The organism is Stenotrophomonas sp. 86428_Sma (assembly GCF_056481585.1).
The window spans coordinates 3011997-3026297 of the sequence record NZ_CM151156.1; the positions used below are offsets into that span (position 1 = coordinate 3011997).

Consider the following 14301-nt stretch of genomic DNA (forward strand, 5'->3'; position numbering starts at 1 on the left):
TCCGGAAAGTAAGGGGCCTGCATGCTGGCGCCGCGTATGGGCCGCCGGCTTGAACAAACGGCGCAACCCGGCGCGCTCCCCGGTGGATGACCATCATGGACGCACCACGTTTCCCACATCCATGCATGGCGTGGATCTACAATGGCGCCCTCATCGCGCCCGGGACCGGCATGGATTCCTTCAACCTGATGCGTGCCTTCCGCCGCATCGTCGAACGCGGCGGGCTGGCCCGCGCCGCCGAAGACCTGGGCATGTCACCGGCCGGCCTGAGCAAGCAGCTGCGCACACTGGAAGCGCATCTGGGCGTGGTACTGCTGCAGCGGACCACGCGGCGCATGAGCCTGACTGAGACCGGCCACGCCTATTACCGCGAATGCTGCCGCCTGCTCGACGAGCTGGATGCATTGGAGCGTGGCATCGCCGAACAGCGCGGCGAGGTGGCCGGGCGCCTGCGCGTCAATGCGCCGCAGTCGTTCGCGCTGAGCACGCTGTCGCCGCTGCTGCCACGCTTCCTGCAGCAGCATCCGCAGCTGTCGCTGGACCTTGTGATGGAAGACCGCCTGCTCGATGCGGTAGGCGAAGGTTTCGATGTGTCGCTGCGGTTGCGTGCCGAGCTGGACGACTCGCGGCTGGTGGCGCGCCGGCTGGCCTCGCTGCAGCAGGTGCTGTGCGCGGCCCCGTCCTACCTGCGGCAGCATCCGGCACCGCAGGCGGTGGACGATCTGCAGGCGCACAGCGTGCTGGCCTACAGCCTGTCCGACTCCCCCGGCAGCTGGCCGCTGCTCGGCCCTGATGGGCAGGTAACGATCACCCTGCCGGCGCGCGTCACCGTCAACAACAGCCTGCTGCTGCGCGACCTGCTGGTGGCCGGCATGGGCATCGGCACCCTGCCCTCGTTCCTGGCGGCACCGGCGCTGGCCCGTGGCGAACTGCAGCAGGTGCTGCCCGACCATCGCTATCCGCCGCGCTTCGTGCATGCGGTCTACCCCACCTCGCGCCACCTGCAGCCCAAGGTGCGTGCCTTCATCGATTTCCTGCACGCCGAGCTGCCCGGCTGCGCTGGCCTGGATTCGTAACCGCCAGCGAAAACTGAGCTGCCCGCGGCGTGCTGTTTCAGACGCGCCGCGCTGCCTACTCTGCCGCCTCCCCTCTCACCGATGGCAGGCAGATGTCTTCCGTTCCTTCCCCCGCCACCGCCGCGCCGGTGGTCGATTTCTTCCACGACGTGGTCTGCGGCTGGTGCTTCGTGCTGGCCCCGCGCCTGCAGCAGGTCTCCGCCGAACTCGGCATCCAGGTGCGTCACCGCAGCTTCGTGCTGCAGGACTCGCGCGCGCAGATGGTCGAGGTGTTCGGCTCGATGGAGCGCGCCAAGGCGATCATCCTGCGCCACTGGACCGACTGCGCCGCGCATGAAGACACTGCGCGCATCGATATCGAAGGCATGCGTGCACAGGACTTCGAGTATCCGTCCGGCTGGCTCGGCGCACTGGCCTGCCAGGCCGCCGGCATGCTCGGTGGCAACGACGCCCATGGCGCGATGTTCGATGCCGTGCAGTGGGCGCACCTGCACCAGCACCGCAACATCGGCGACGCCGAAGTACTGCTGGATATCGCCGAAGCACTGGGCCACCCGCGTGGCGCCTTCGCTGACCACATGCGCAGCGACGCAGCAGCCCGGCGTGTGCAGGCCGACCGTGCCGAAGCCGCGGCCCTCGGCATCCGCTCCATTCCCACCGTGATCGGCGGCAACGGCCTGCGCCTGCAGACCCTGCCGCTGCCGCAACTGCGCCAAGCCCTGGCGCACCTGGCCGCGGCCTGAGCCGCACCATCCCCCACCCTGCAAGGAGACTCCCCATGACCCCACGTACCCTGGCCACCGCGCTGGCCCTGCTGCTGGCCGGCACCGCCGCTTCCACCACCGTGTCCGCGCACGAACGCGTTCCCTCCGGCCAGCAGGTCGGCACCAGCCCCTGGGGGCCGAAGGACGAGATCGGCCGTCTCAACCTGATCACCGAGGCCTCGCGTGCGGCGATCCTGTCGCGGGTGAGCGGCGGCAAGGCCTATGACCTGGCCACCGAATACTACGTCGGCATGCCCAGCTGGCAGGATGCCGGCGACCCGCACTACCAGTTCTGGATGACCCACACCCCGCGCGGCACGGTGATGGATGATCCGATGGGCGTGGGTGAAACCATGAACCTCACCCGCAGCTACACCGGCACCGCGTTCTCGATGTACAGCCACACCGGCACCCACATCGATGCGCTGAACCACTTCGGCATCCACGGAAAGATCTGGAACGGCTTCGAGGCCGACAAGCACCTCGGTGACCGTGGCTGGAACGTCACCGGCATCGAGAAATTCCCGCCGCTGATCGCGCGTGGCGTGCTGATCGACGTGGCCGGCGCCAAGGGCGTGGACATGCTGCCGGACAGCTACCGCGTCACCCGCCAGGACCTGAAGGATGCGCTGGCACGCCAGCAGGTGAAGCTGCAGCAGGGCGACGTGGTGCTGATCCGCACCGGCCGCATGCGCCTGTTCGAACAGCCGAAGGCGTACATGGCCAACCCGCCGGGCATGGGCCTGGACGCGGCGCGCTTCCTGGTGGAGGACAGCGGCGCGATGATCGTCGGCGCCGACAACCTCAGCTTCGAGACCTTCCCCTCGGAGGTGTCCGACGACTACGTGCCGTTGCACACCTACCTGCTGGCCCAGCAGGGCGCGCCGATCATCGAGCTGGTGGCGCTGGACGAACTGGCCCGCGACAAGGTCTATGAGTTCGCCTTCATCGGCGGCCCGCTGAAGATCCGCGGCGGCGATGCCGCGCCGCTGCGCCCGGTCGCGCTGCCGGTCCGCCCGTAACCGGGAGTGCCCGTGCCTGTAGGTGCCGACCCTGGTCGGCACCGTTTTCCCATCCACGCATGGCGTGGATCTACCGAGGCTCTGTCCAGTAGATCCACGCCATGCGTGGATGCTTTCCCCCTTCAGCAACCTGAAACCTGACCCTCCGATTTCATTAGTAATTCTACTCACAACGCGAGTAGCATGTCCGGTCTCAGCCCCTGATACCGGCCCGTCGATACTCGCGCCATGCCTGCCGTTTCCGCCCGTTCCTGCCGCTTCAAGCCAACCCGGCGCCTCCCTTGGAGGATCGGCTGATGGGTGCTGTCGTCGCCCTCGACCGGCTGCTGGACGGGCGCCAGCTGTGGCGCGGCCCAGCCCGCCAGGGGCCGGCCAGCGACCACCTGGCCAGTGGCCATCCGGCGCTGGACGCACGCCTGCCCGGCGGTGGCTGGCCGGCCAGCGGGCTGTGCGAGGTGCTGCAGGCCGCGCCCGGCGTCGGCGAGCTGGCCCTGGTCTGGCCGGCGCTGGCGAAGCTGAGCCAGCGCGACCGCCCGATCGTGCTGGTCGCCCCGCCCTACCGCCCGCATGCCCCGGCCTGGGCGGCGGCCGGGCTGGACCTGGCCCAGCTGCAGATCATCCACGCCGCACCGAAACAGGCGCTGTGGGCCGCCGAACAGTGCCTGCGCTCTGCGGCCTGCGCGGCGGTGCTGTGTTGGCCACACCAGGCCGACGACCGCTCACTGCGCCGGCTGCAGGTGGCTGCCGACAGCGGCCAGTGCCTGGGCTTCGTGTTCCGCGAGGCGCAGGCAGCGCGCAACCCCTCCCCGGCCAGCCTGCGCCTGCAGCTCGACCACGGCCAGGTACGGGTGCTGAAGTGCCGTGGCGGCCTGCCACCGGCGCAGCCGTTGCCACTGGCCATCGCCCACTGAGGCCGCGTCATGCATTGGGCCTGCCTGTTGTTGCCGCAGCTGGCACTGGACAGCGTGCTGCGCCTGCAGCCGGACCCGCAGCGGCCACTGGTGCTGCTGCAGGGGCCGGCGCAGCGTCGCGTGCTGCGAGCGGTCAGCCCGTCGGCACGCGCAGCGGGACTGCGTCCGGGCATGCTGCTGTCGGCCGCACAGGTGCTGGTGCAGGACATGCACCTGCACGACTACGACCCGAACGCCGAACAGCACACCCGGCAGCTGCTGGCCAGTTGGGCCTACGCCTACAGCTCGCAGGTCAGCCTCGATTTTCCGCACGCGCTGGTCATGGAGATCGGCGCCAGTCGCGCCCTGTTCGGTGACTGGCTGACGATCGAAAAGCGCCTGCGCGGCGAACTGCATGAGCTTGGTTTCCGCCACCGCCTGGTGGCCGCACCCACCGCGCATGCCGCGCGCGTGCTGGCCAACGTCCACGACGGCCTCGGCATCGATGCGCAGCAGCTGCCAGCGGCACTGGCGCAGCTGCCGTTGCCGCGCTGCGGCCTGCCCAGCGAAGCGGTGACCGTGCTCGGTCGTTCCGGGCTGCGCACGCTGGGTGCGGTGCTCGAACTCCCTCGCGACAGCCTGGCCCGGCGCTTCTCACCCGAGGTGCTGCAGCAGCTGGATGCGCTGCGCGGCCTGCCCACCGCGCCACTGCGTTACTACCAGCCACCGGACCGTTTCGATGCGCGCATCGAATTCGAATACGAGATCGAATCCAGCCAGGCCCTGCTGTTCCCGCTGCGTCGCCTGCTGCTGGACCTGGCCGCGTTCCTGTGTTCGCGCGATGGCGGCGTGCAGCGCTTCGACCTGCATTTCGAGCATGACCTGCTGCCGGCCAGCGTGCTGACCATCGGCCTGCTGGCACCCGAGCGCGATCCCGCGCTGTTGTTCGAGATCGCACGCAACCGCATGGAAGCGTTCGCCCTGCCGGCCGGCAGCCGCGCACTGCGCCTGCAGGCCGAACAGCTGCCACCGTTCGTGCCCGCTGCGCGGGATCTGTTCGATACCCGACCGGCACAGGCGATGCCATGGACGCAGCTGCGCGAGCGCCTGCGTGCGCGGCTGGGCGATGACGCCGTGCAGCCGCTGGCGGTGCAGGCCGACCATCGCCCCGAACGCGCCAGTGGCACCCAGCCCGCGGTCAAGCCTCCGTCGTACTGGCCGCTGCGCCCCGGCTGGCTGCTGGACACGCCGCAACCGCTGCGTGATCCCCGCCTGCGCATCGTCACCGGGCCGGAGCGGATCGAATCGGGCTGGTGGGACCAGGCCGATGCGCGCCGCGATTACTACGTGGTGGAAACCGCGCATGGCCAGCGCGGCTGGGCTTTCCGTGAGCGCAATGATCCGCATGCGCCGTGGATGCTGCACGGCTGGTTCGGCTGAGCCGCCATGCACAACGAACTGCCCGGCTACGCCGAACTGCACTGCCTGTCGGCCTTCAGTTTCCAGCGTGGCGCCTCGATCGCCGAGGAACTGTTCGCGCGCGCCGCCGGCCAGGGCTACCGCGCGTTGGCGATCACCGACGAATGCTCGCTGGCCGGCATCGTGCGCGCCTGGCAGGCCGCCAAGACGCATGGCGTGGCGCTGATCGTCGGCGCCGAATTCCAGATCGAGGACGGGCCGAAGCTGGCCCTGTTGTGCACCGACCAGGCCGCCTACGCCGGCTTGTGCCAGTTGATCACCACCTGCCGGCGGCGCGCGGCCAAGGGCGAATACCGCTGCCTGCGCGAGGACCTGCTCGGCCTGCCCGACGGCCTGCTGTGCCTGTGGCTGGACCGGCAACCGGCCGCCATCGATCTGGAACTGTTGCGCGCCGGCTTCGATGATCGGCTGTGGCTGGCGGTGGAGCTGCACCATGAGCATGACGACGCGCGTCGCCTGCAGCAGCTGCAGGCCTTCGGCGAACGCCACCACCTGCCGCTGGTGGCCAGTGGTGATGTGCACATGCACGTGCGCCGCCGCCGCGCCCTGCAGGACACACTGACCGCCATCCGCCACCGCTGCAGCGTGGCCGAGGCCGGCTGGCGCCTGTTTCCCAACGGCGAGCGCCACCTGCGCCCGCGTACCGCGCTGGCCCAGCTGTATCCGCCCGAACTGCTGGCCGAGACCCTGCGCATCGCCGAGCGCTGCCACTTCACCCTGGAGCAGCTGCAGTACACCTATCCACGTGAACTGGTACCCGAGGGCCACGACCCGGACAGCTGGCTGCGCGTGCTGGTCGAGCGCGGCATCCCGTGGCGCTGGAAAGGCGGCATCGAACCGGCACAACGCAAACAGATCGAGCACGAACTGGCATTGATCAGGCAGAAGAACTACGCCTCCTACTTCCTCACCGTGCAGGACATCGTGCGCTTCGCGCGCAGCCAGGACATCCTCTGCCAGGGTCGTGGCTCGGCGGCCAACTCCGCGGTGTGCTTCGTACTGGGCGTGACCGAGATCGACCCGGCACGCAGCAACCTGCTGTTCGAGCGCTTCATCTCCGCCGAGCGCGACGAACCACCGGATATCGACATCGACTTCGAGCACGAGCGCCGCGAGGAAGTGCTGCAGTACGTGTTCAAGCGCTATGGCCGCGAGCGCGCGGCGTTGACCGCGGTGGCGATCAGCTACCGTGGCCGCAGCGCGATCCGCGACGTGGCCCGTGCGCTTGGCCTGCCGATGGACCAGGTCAACGAACTGGGCGCGGCGATGGACCACTGGGGCGGCCATGTGCCGCTGCCGGAGACCCTGCGCGAGCGCGGCTTCGATCCGGAAACCCCGCTGATGCGGCGACTGCTGGCGCTGACCACCGAACTGATCGACTTCCCCCGCCACCTGTCGCAGCACCCGGGCGGCTTCGTGATTTCCGAGCATCCGCTGTCAACCCTGGTGCCGGTGGAGAACGCGGCGATGGCCGACCGCACCGTCATCCAGTGGGACAAGGACGATCTGGATGCCACTGGCCTGATGAAGGTCGACTGCCTGGCGCTGGGCATGCTCACCGCCATCCGCAAATGCCTGGCGATGCTGCAGCAGCATGGCCTGCACGAAGGACGCATGGATGCGATTCCTCCCAAGGATACGAAGACCTACGACATGATCTGCGCCGCCGACACCATCGGCGTATTCCAGATCGAGTCGCGCGCGCAGATGGCGATGCTGCCGCGCCTGCAGCCGCGCACCTTCTACGACCTGGTGATCGAAGTGGCGATCGTGCGCCCTGGCCCGATCCAGGGTGACATGGTGCACCCCTACCTGGAACGGCGAAGGATCCTGCGCGAGCAGGGTCCTGACGCGTTGAACGATCCAGACAATCCACTCTATCCAGCGCGACTGGAACGCGTGTTCGCGCGCACCCTCGGCGTGCCACTGTTCCAGGAACAGGTCATGCAGTTGGCGGTGGAAGCAGCCGGCTACACGCCGGGCCAGGCCGATGCCCTGCGCCGCTCGATGGCGGCGTGGAAGCGCCGTGGCGGCCTGGAACCGCATCGCGAGAAGCTGCTGGCCGGCATGCTCAAGAACGGCTTCAGCCGCGAGTACGGCGAGCACCTGTTCGAACAGATCAAGGGCTTCGGTGACTACGGTTTTCCGGAAAGTCACGCCGCCAGTTTCGCCCTGCTGACCTATAACAGTTGCTGGCTGAAGTGCCATCACCCGGCCGCGTTCACCGCCAGCCTGATCAACAGCCAGCCATTGGGTTTCTACAGCCCCGACCAGCTGCTGCAGGATGCGCGCCGGCATGGCATCCGCGTGCTGCCGGTGGACGTGCGCCACAGCGACTGGGACTGCACGCTGGATTTCAGCAAGGGGCCGGCCGCGATCCGGCTCGGCCTGCGCCTGGTCGATGGCTGCAACGAGCCCGCCGTGCAGGCCATCATGCGTGAACGTGCGCGGCGCCCGTTCGACGATGTGGGTGACCTGTGCCAGCGTACCGCTCTGGACCGCCGCCAGCAGGGCCTGCTGGCCGATGCCGGGGCGCTGCGTGGGCTCAGCGGCCATCGCCATCGTGCGCGCTGGGATATCTCCGGTGTGGAAAACCGGTTGCCGCTGTTCGACCAGGCCCGCGCCACCACCGAAGCCCGCGTGCCACTGCCCCTGCCCAGCGCCTGGGAAGACATGCAGGCCGATTACCGCAGCACCGGCACCACGCTGGGCCGCCATCCGATCTCGTTCCTGCGCGCGCAACTGCGCAGCCGTGGCTGCCTGGATGCCGCACAACTGGCTGCCCACGGCCATGGCCGGCGCGTGCGCATCGCCGGCCTGGTGCGCATGCGCCAGCGCCCGCAGACCGCCAGCGGCGTCACCTTCCTCACGCTCGAGGACGAGACCGGCATGGTCAACGCCGTGGTCTGGCGGCACCTGGCTGATCGCCAGCACCGGGTGCTGGTCGATACCCAGCTGATGCAGATCGATGGCCGCCTGGAACGCGTCGATGGCGTGCAGCACGTCATCGTGCAGCGCATGCACTGCCTGGATGAACTGCTGCAGGGACTGCGCAGCCACAGTCGCGATTTCCACTGACGATACACAACGTCACACAACGAACTGGCCATTGCCGGTCCGCATCCGCTATCGTCGGCACATCCAAGGAAGGACGACCCGATGTCCCGTGCGCTGCTGCTGACCACCCTGGTGGTCTCGACCCTCGCCCTGCTTGTTTCCGGCTGGACCGCCTGGAGCCTGCATCGCAGCCAATCGCCACAGCGCATCATCGAGGCACGCGGGCTGATCATCCACGATGCAAGCGGCCAGCCGCGGGTGATCCTCGGCGCACCGGTTCCCGATCCGCTCAGCCAGGGCCGCACCCAGGGGCCGCGCGCCACCGCCCTGTCCGGCCTGATCCTGCTCGGCCCCGACGGCTCCGAACGCGGCGGCTACGGCACCAGCGACCGCGGCGGCGAAGCCCTGCTGACCCTGGACGATGCCACCGGCACCACCGAAGTGTTCAAGGTCGTCGCCAATCCGGACCGTGGCGCCAGCCTGATGGTCAAGCACCAGAACAACACCGGCGCCATGCTCACCTCCTGGCAGGGCAAGCCGGAGCTGATGTTCGTCGATGACAGCGGCCAGTCCTACTACGTGCGCCCGGGTGCCAACGCCGCGCCTTGATCTGCTTCTGTAGCGTCGAACCATGCTCGACTACCGGTCATGTAGAGTCGAGCCATGCTCGACTGCACTTCGCTCCAACGCCGCGATGCCTGATCGAAAAGCAGTCGAGCATGGCTCGACTCTACAGACCACACACCGCCGCCAGGTCATCGGCCAGCTGCCGCAGCTGCGCCGGTCCCAGCGCCGCACACGTAATGCGCAGACCATGGCCCGGTGCCGCCACCGCGAACACTTCGCCGGCGCGCACATGCCATCCGCGCGAGGCCAGTGCCAGCACCTGTGGGTGGCTGTCGGCCGGCAACGGCAACCACAGGTTCAATCCTTCCATCGGCTGCGGCGTCGGCATGCCTCGCGCGCGCAGCAGCTCCTGTAGCGACTGCAGGCGCTGCTGGTAACGCTCACCCGCCGAGGCGATCTTCGCCCGCTGCGTTGCCGACGCCAGCACCGAAGTCGCCGCATCCTGCAGCAGGTGGCTGACCCAGCCGGTGCCGGACGCCAATCGCAGCCGCAACCGCGATGCGGTCTCCTCATCGCAGGCCAGCCACGCCAGCCGCAGGTCCGGACCCAGTGGCTTGGACAACGAACGCAGCAGCGCCCAGCGCCGGCCATCCAGCGGCAGCACTGAGTGATAGGCCTGCTGCGAGAGCAGCGCGTAGTGATCGTCGATCAGCACCGCCACCTGCGGGTAGGCCGCCAGCAACTGCCGCAACGCCCGTGCCCGCTTCGCATCCAGGCTGGCCCCGGTCGGATTGTGTGCCCGCGGGGTCAGCAGCACCGCGCGTGCGCCGGCCTCCAGCGCCTGCCGCAGCGAATCGACCTGCATGCCATGCGCGTCCACCGCCACCGGCAACGGCGCGTGGCCCACAGCATTGAGCACATTGAGGCTACCGAGGAAGCATGGATCCTCCACCGCGATGCGGTCTCCTGGCAGCAACCACGCCGCCAGCAGGCGCTCGATGCCATCAACCGCGCCATGGGTCAGCTCCAGCGCATAGCCCTCCGGGCAGTCCGCATCCAGCGAGGCCCTTGCCAGCGCCTGCAACCGCGGGTCGACCGTGCCTACGCCGTACAAACGCGGCGCGGCCGGGGCCAGGCGCAGGTTCGGCAGCAGGCGCGGATCCGGATTGCCACCGGCCAGGTCCTGCAGCGCCAGCCCGGGCGTACTGCCCTCGCGCGCCAGCGTCGGCGGCAATCCGCGCACCACCGTGCCACGGCGGCCCGCCGTGCTGGCCAGGCCCGCCGCATCCAGGCGCTTGTAGGCAGCGGCCACGGTGTTGCGGTTCACGCCCAGTTGCTCGGCCAGTTCACGCACCGGCGGCAGCACGCTGCCGGCCGGCAGGCGGCCCTTGCCGATGCCGTCGCGGATGCTGTCGCGGATGCTGTCGAAGATCGACTCGGCGCTATGTCCGGTGATTTTCATTTTGTCCTATGCCAAAATATATCTTGTCCTGTGCCAGTGTATCCCACCCTGGCCATCCTGCATTGGAGGTGCCCGCATGCCCCTTGCCGCTGCCGACTGGCCCGTCGCCCAGTCCGTTGAACAGATCGCCGCCAACCTGGTCACGGTGCGCCAACGCATCACCGATGCCTGCGCGCGCGTCGGCCGGGACCCGGCCAGCGTGCGCCTGCTGCCGGTCAGCAAGACCGTCGATGAAGCCCGCATCCGCATGGCGGTGGCCGCCGGTTGCCACGAACTGGGCGAGAACAAGGTGCAGGAGGCGCAGCACAAAGCCGAAACGATGGCCGACCTGGGCGTGCACTGGTCGGTGATCGGCCATCTGCAGACCAACAAGGCGCGCTACGTGGCGCGCTTTGCCAGCGAGTTCCAGGCGCTGGACAGCCTGCGCGTGGCCGAGGCCCTGCAGCAGCGCCTGCAACTGGAAGACCGCACGCTGGATGTGTTCGTGCAGGTCAACACCTCGGCTGAGCCGAGCAAGTACGGACTGGAACCCGATGCGGTCGAGGCCTTCGTGCAGCAGCTGCCGGCCTTCGATCGCCTGCGCGTGCGCGGCCTGATGACCCTGGCCATCTTCACCCCCGACGTCGAGCGCGTGCGCGCCTGCTTCGTGCGCCTGCGCGAACTGCGCGACCAGCTGCAACGCAACGCCCCGCCCGGCCTTGACCTGTCGCAGCTGTCGATGGGCATGTCCGGTGATTTCGAAGTGGCCATCGAGGAAGGTGCCACCGTGGTCCGCGTCGGCCAGGCCATCTTCGGCGCCCGCGCCACCCCGGACAGCTTCTACTGGCCGAACAGCGGAGCCCCGGCATGAAGCACGCGGTTGTCCTGCAACACGTTGCCTTTGAAGACCTCGGCACCCTGCAGCCTCTGCTGTTGGCACAAGGCTGGCAGTTGCAGGTGCTGCAGGCCGGCGTCGATGCGCTCGATCCGGCCGAAGTGACCGACCTGCTGGTGGTGCTGGGCGGCCCGATCAGTGCCAATGACACAGCGACCTATCCCTTCGTCACCGACAGCATCGCCCTGCTGCAGCGCCGGCTGCGGCAGCAGCGGCCAACCCTGGGCATCTGCCTGGGTGCACAACTGATGGCGCGTGCACTCGGTGCCAGTGTCGCTCCCAGCGGCGGCAAGGAAATCGGCTTTGCGCCACTGCTGCTGACCGATGAAGGCCAGCGTTCACCGCTGCAGGCCCTGCAGGGCATTCCGGTACTGCATTGGCATGGTGAGGCGTTCGAGCTTCCGGCCGGTGCACGCCGCCTGGCCAGCACGCCGGCCTGCCGTCACCAGGCATTCGCCATCGGCAGCCACGCACTGGCCCTGCAATGCCATCCGGAACTGGACGCCCGCCAGTTCGAGCGTTGGCTGGTCGGCCACACGCTGGAGCTGGCCCAGGCCGGCATCGATCCCAACGACCTGCGCGCGCAGGCGCGTCGCTATGGCGCACCACTGGCCGCGGCCGCCACCGCGATGTTCGACCATTGGCTGCAGGACCTGCCGGAGACACCGCGATGAACTATCGATTGCAGATCCACCGCGATGGCGTCTATTGGGGCCACTTCGACTGCAGCGGCCCTGATGCCCTGCAGCGCATGGACGCCATCGCCGCACAACTGCCTGCGGATCAGGGCTTCCAGCTGAAACGGCAGAAAGGTGTTGGCGAAGAGCGCATCCTGTCCAGCAATGCCGACGGCCTGCGCGTACTGGCTTCGCAGATCCAGTACCGCGACCTCTGATGATCGTCACGGTAGTGCCGGCCGCTGGCCGGTACTCGAATCTGCCGGCCAGCGGCCGGCACTACCCCGGCTGTTCGGCCGCGTGCGAAGCTTCACCGATGCTGACCCTGCAACGCGGCAACCACCACGGACTGCTCATCGCCCCGCGCTGGCCCTCCACCCGCATCCAACTGGAAGAAGAGGTACTGCAACGCCTGCTCGACGCGCAGGCAATGCTGCCTGTGGGGCTGCGGCTACTGCTCACCCGTGGCTTCGAACCCAGCCACAGCCGTCTCGGTGGCTTCCGCCGCCTGGTGCGTGGGCTCGGCATCACCCTCTTCCGTGCCTGTTATCCGCAGCGCCAGGATGAAGTCGACGCCATCTTCGGTGCCAACGGCCACGACATCGATGGCCGTCATGTCGATGTCTCACTGGTACTGCACGGCAAGCGGCTGCGGCTGCTGCCCCTGGGCGTGTTCACCCCGCCGCGCTGGCAGCACCGCCGCATCGCCCGGTATGCCGAGCCGGTCGCACGAGCGAAGCGCAGCCTGCAGCACTGCGGCTTCGAGCTGCATCACAACCCCACCGAAGCGCTGCAGATCCACTGCGATTACCCCCCACGATGACCCCCGCGGCTGGCTGCGCATCGTCCGCCGCTCGCCTCGTTGATGCAAATGATTCTCTTTTGCTGTAAGGTGCAGCCGCTGCCCTTGCCGCCGCGGGCTGTTCCCTTTCCCAGTTGTCGCCCGCCCCGTGTCCACGCCTGTCGAACCGACGGATGTCGCGCAGCTGTGCGCGGCCCATTACCGGCCGCTGCACGCCCATGTCCGCCGCAAACTCCCGCAACGCAGCGACGCCGATGACGTCGTCCAGGAAACCTGGCTGCGTGTCGTCAAGGTCGCCGCCAGTGGCCTGCTGAGCAATGGCCGCGCGTACCTGTACCGTGTTGCCCACAACCTGATTGCCGACCATTACCGGCAACGCCAGCGCCGTCGCGAAGAAGCGCTGGATGACACGCAGTTGCATGCCATCGCCGATCCTGCGCCGCTGCCCGAGCAGCGACTGCTCGACGCCGAACAGCTGCGCCACCTCGACGCGATCATCGCCGCGCTGCCACCGCGCTCGCGCCAGGTGTTCCTGCTGGCGCGGGTTGAACAGTTGGCGCTGGCCGAGATCGGGCGCCAGCTCGGCATCAGCCGGCAGACCGCGCATGGCCATCTGCTGCGCGCACTGGTCGCCCTGCAGCAGGTGCCCGGCGCATGAGCCTGGACGCGATCGCGCGCGAAGCTGCACGCTGGTGGCTGGACGGGCACGACGGTGGCCGCGACGAGAACGCGTTCGAGCAGTGGTACCAGGCCGACCCTCGCCATGCTGCGCAGTACCAGCATCTGCAGCAGCTGTGGCAGGCCGGTGCCACGTTGCCCAGCCTGCAACGGCAGCAGCAGCGCAGGCAACGCCGCCGCCTGCGCGAGGCCGGCATTGCCGTGCTGTTGCTGTGCGCGCTCGGGCTGTACAGCCGCCACGCCTCGCCGCCGGCCGCGCAGGTACTGCGCACCGCCGCTGGCGAGATCCGTGATGAAGCCCTGCCGGACGGTTCGCATGTGCTGCTGTCGCCGGGAAGCGAAGTCCATGTGCGCGTCGATGCACAACGCCGCCAGCTCCAGCTGCAGCGCGGCCAAGCCTGGTTCCAGGTCGCCGCCGATGCCGACCGGCCCTTCCAGGTGCATACCCCACAGGGCACCGTCACTGCACTGGGGACCGCATTCGATCTTGCCGTGCAGGGCAACAGCAGCGTGGTCACCGTTACCGAGCATCGCGTGCGCGTGGACAGCGGCAACGTCAGCATGCTGGCTGACCACGGCGATCAGCTGCGCTTCGATGGGCAGGCAACAGCCCATGCAACAACGACCGCCCCCGGAGCATTGGCCTGGCGCGAGCGGCGCCTGCATTGGGTCTCGGCCCCACTGGCCGACGTCACGCAGGGCCTGGACCGCTGGCATGGCGGGCACACGTGGGTCGTCGGCGAGCAGCTGCGCCAGCAGCCGGTCACCCTGCTTGGCAGTGCCGACGGTGCGGCCGGCAACCGCGACCAGTTGGCCACTCAGTTGCAGGTGCGCGTGCTGCGCCTCGGCGCGGGCATACAGGTGTGGCTGCCGCCACGCAGGGAACAGCGTGATGGACCCTGACATCCGGCCTGCGGCTGCGTCTACCCAGGATGACGACGCTCTGCGTCAAC

The 14301-nt window shown here is 68.7% G+C and carries 14 protein-coding genes; 13 read left to right on the forward strand and 1 reads right to left on the reverse strand.

The annotated features are described in order from the left end of the window. Positions 1-125 precede the first annotated feature (125 nt). From ACZK3J_RS13795 to ACZK3J_RS13825, 7 genes are all read left to right on the forward strand, one after another. Entirely contained in the window at positions 126-1076 is a 951-nt protein-coding gene (locus ACZK3J_RS13795; protein WP_478475966.1) for a LysR family transcriptional regulator, read from the forward strand. Between the two features lie 92 nt (positions 1077-1168). Next, positions 1169-1819: a DsbA family oxidoreductase gene (locus ACZK3J_RS13800; protein ID WP_277778525.1), complete on the forward strand. Its 651-nt coding sequence runs from the start codon at positions 1169-1171 to the stop codon at positions 1817-1819. A 35-nt stretch (positions 1820-1854) separates the two neighbouring features. Next, the gene (locus tag ACZK3J_RS13805) at positions 1855-2862 is read left to right on the forward strand and encodes a cyclase family protein (RefSeq protein ID WP_110712689.1); all 1008 of its coding nucleotides are present in this window, start codon (positions 1855-1857) and stop codon (positions 2860-2862) included. A gap of 296 nt (positions 2863-3158) precedes the next feature. Beyond that, on the forward strand, positions 3159-3773 hold the full coding sequence (gene imuA, locus ACZK3J_RS13810; protein WP_012511391.1) for a translesion DNA synthesis-associated protein ImuA: 615 nt from the start codon (positions 3159-3161) through the stop codon (positions 3771-3773). Positions 3774-3782: 9 nt separating this feature from the next. Beyond that, positions 3783-5192 (forward strand): Y-family DNA polymerase, encoded by a 1410-nt coding sequence (locus tag ACZK3J_RS13815; RefSeq protein WP_277778526.1) that lies wholly within the window; start codon positions 3783-3785, stop codon positions 5190-5192. 6 nt (positions 5193-5198) lie between these two features. Then, the gene (locus tag ACZK3J_RS13820; RefSeq protein ID WP_478475967.1) at positions 5199-8309 is read left to right on the forward strand and encodes an error-prone DNA polymerase; all 3111 of its coding nucleotides are present in this window, start codon (positions 5199-5201) and stop codon (positions 8307-8309) included. A gap of 81 nt (positions 8310-8390) precedes the next feature. Beyond that, entirely contained in the window at positions 8391-8897 is a 507-nt protein-coding gene (locus ACZK3J_RS13825; protein WP_006373615.1) for a hypothetical protein, read from the forward strand. Between the two features lie 121 nt (positions 8898-9018). On the opposite strand, the gene ptsJ is transcribed toward ACZK3J_RS13825, so the two are convergent. Beyond that, positions 9019-10317: a MocR-like B6 salvage transcription factor PtsJ gene (gene ptsJ, locus ACZK3J_RS13830; RefSeq protein ID WP_478475968.1), complete on the reverse strand. Its 1299-nt coding sequence runs from the start codon at positions 10315-10317 to the stop codon at positions 9019-9021. Between the two features lie 76 nt (positions 10318-10393). Between ptsJ and ACZK3J_RS13835 the strand changes: the two genes are divergently transcribed. The 6 genes from ACZK3J_RS13835 (at position 10394) to ACZK3J_RS13860 (ending at position 14251) form a co-directional block, all read left to right on the forward strand. After that, entirely contained in the window at positions 10394-11167 is a 774-nt protein-coding gene (locus ACZK3J_RS13835) for a YggS family pyridoxal phosphate-dependent enzyme (protein ID WP_478475969.1), read from the forward strand. Further along, on the forward strand, positions 11164-11865 hold the full coding sequence (locus ACZK3J_RS13840; RefSeq protein ID WP_478475970.1) for a glutamine amidotransferase: 702 nt from the start codon (positions 11164-11166) through the stop codon (positions 11863-11865). The genes ACZK3J_RS13835 and ACZK3J_RS13840 overlap by 4 nt, the downstream gene beginning before the upstream one ends. Beyond that, positions 11862-12086 (forward strand): hypothetical protein, encoded by a 225-nt coding sequence (locus ACZK3J_RS13845; protein ID WP_032129370.1) that lies wholly within the window; start codon positions 11862-11864, stop codon positions 12084-12086. The genes ACZK3J_RS13840 and ACZK3J_RS13845 overlap by 4 nt, the downstream gene beginning before the upstream one ends. A 98-nt stretch (positions 12087-12184) precedes the next feature. Further along, a complete protein-coding gene (locus ACZK3J_RS13850; RefSeq protein ID WP_414578038.1) occupies positions 12185-12691 on the forward strand; it encodes a hypothetical protein in 507 nt (168 codons plus the stop codon). 127 nt (positions 12692-12818) lie between these two features. Further along, a complete protein-coding gene (locus ACZK3J_RS13855) occupies positions 12819-13328 on the forward strand; it encodes an RNA polymerase sigma factor (protein ID WP_032129371.1) in 510 nt (169 codons plus the stop codon). Then, positions 13325-14251 (forward strand): FecR family protein, encoded by a 927-nt coding sequence (locus tag ACZK3J_RS13860; RefSeq protein WP_478475971.1) that lies wholly within the window; start codon positions 13325-13327, stop codon positions 14249-14251. Before ACZK3J_RS13855 ends, ACZK3J_RS13860 begins: the two co-directional genes overlap by 4 nt. Positions 14252-14301: the final 50 nt, after the last annotated feature.

What these genes read in the sequence shown, in the direction of transcription:
- ACZK3J_RS13795 (WP_478475966.1), top strand. Translation starts at nt 126, where the DNA reads ATGGCGTGGATCTACAATGGCGCCCTCATCGCGCCCGGGACCGGCATG.
- ACZK3J_RS13800 (WP_277778525.1), top strand. Translation starts at nt 1,169, where the DNA reads ATGTCTTCCGTTCCTTCCCCCGCCACCGCCGCGCCGGTGGTCGATTTC.
- ACZK3J_RS13805 (WP_110712689.1), top strand. Translation starts at nt 1,855, where the DNA reads ATGACCCCACGTACCCTGGCCACCGCGCTGGCCCTGCTGCTGGCCGGC.
- imuA (WP_012511391.1), top strand. Translation starts at nt 3,159, where the DNA reads ATGGGTGCTGTCGTCGCCCTCGACCGGCTGCTGGACGGGCGCCAGCTG.
- ACZK3J_RS13815 (WP_277778526.1), top strand. Translation starts at nt 3,783, where the DNA reads ATGCATTGGGCCTGCCTGTTGTTGCCGCAGCTGGCACTGGACAGCGTG.
- ACZK3J_RS13820 (WP_478475967.1), top strand. Translation starts at nt 5,199, where the DNA reads ATGCACAACGAACTGCCCGGCTACGCCGAACTGCACTGCCTGTCGGCC.
- ACZK3J_RS13825 (WP_006373615.1), top strand. Translation starts at nt 8,391, where the DNA reads ATGTCCCGTGCGCTGCTGCTGACCACCCTGGTGGTCTCGACCCTCGCC.
- ptsJ (WP_478475968.1), bottom strand. Translation starts at nt 10,317, where the DNA reads ATGAAAATCACCGGACATAGCGCCGAGTCGATCTTCGACAGCATCCGC.
- ACZK3J_RS13835 (WP_478475969.1), top strand. Translation starts at nt 10,394, where the DNA reads ATGCCCCTTGCCGCTGCCGACTGGCCCGTCGCCCAGTCCGTTGAACAG.
- ACZK3J_RS13840 (WP_478475970.1), top strand. Translation starts at nt 11,164, where the DNA reads ATGAAGCACGCGGTTGTCCTGCAACACGTTGCCTTTGAAGACCTCGGC.
- ACZK3J_RS13845 (WP_032129370.1), top strand. Translation starts at nt 11,862, where the DNA reads ATGAACTATCGATTGCAGATCCACCGCGATGGCGTCTATTGGGGCCAC.
- ACZK3J_RS13850 (WP_414578038.1), top strand. Translation starts at nt 12,185, where the DNA reads ATGCTGACCCTGCAACGCGGCAACCACCACGGACTGCTCATCGCCCCG.
- ACZK3J_RS13860 (WP_478475971.1), top strand. Translation starts at nt 13,325, where the DNA reads ATGAGCCTGGACGCGATCGCGCGCGAAGCTGCACGCTGGTGGCTGGAC.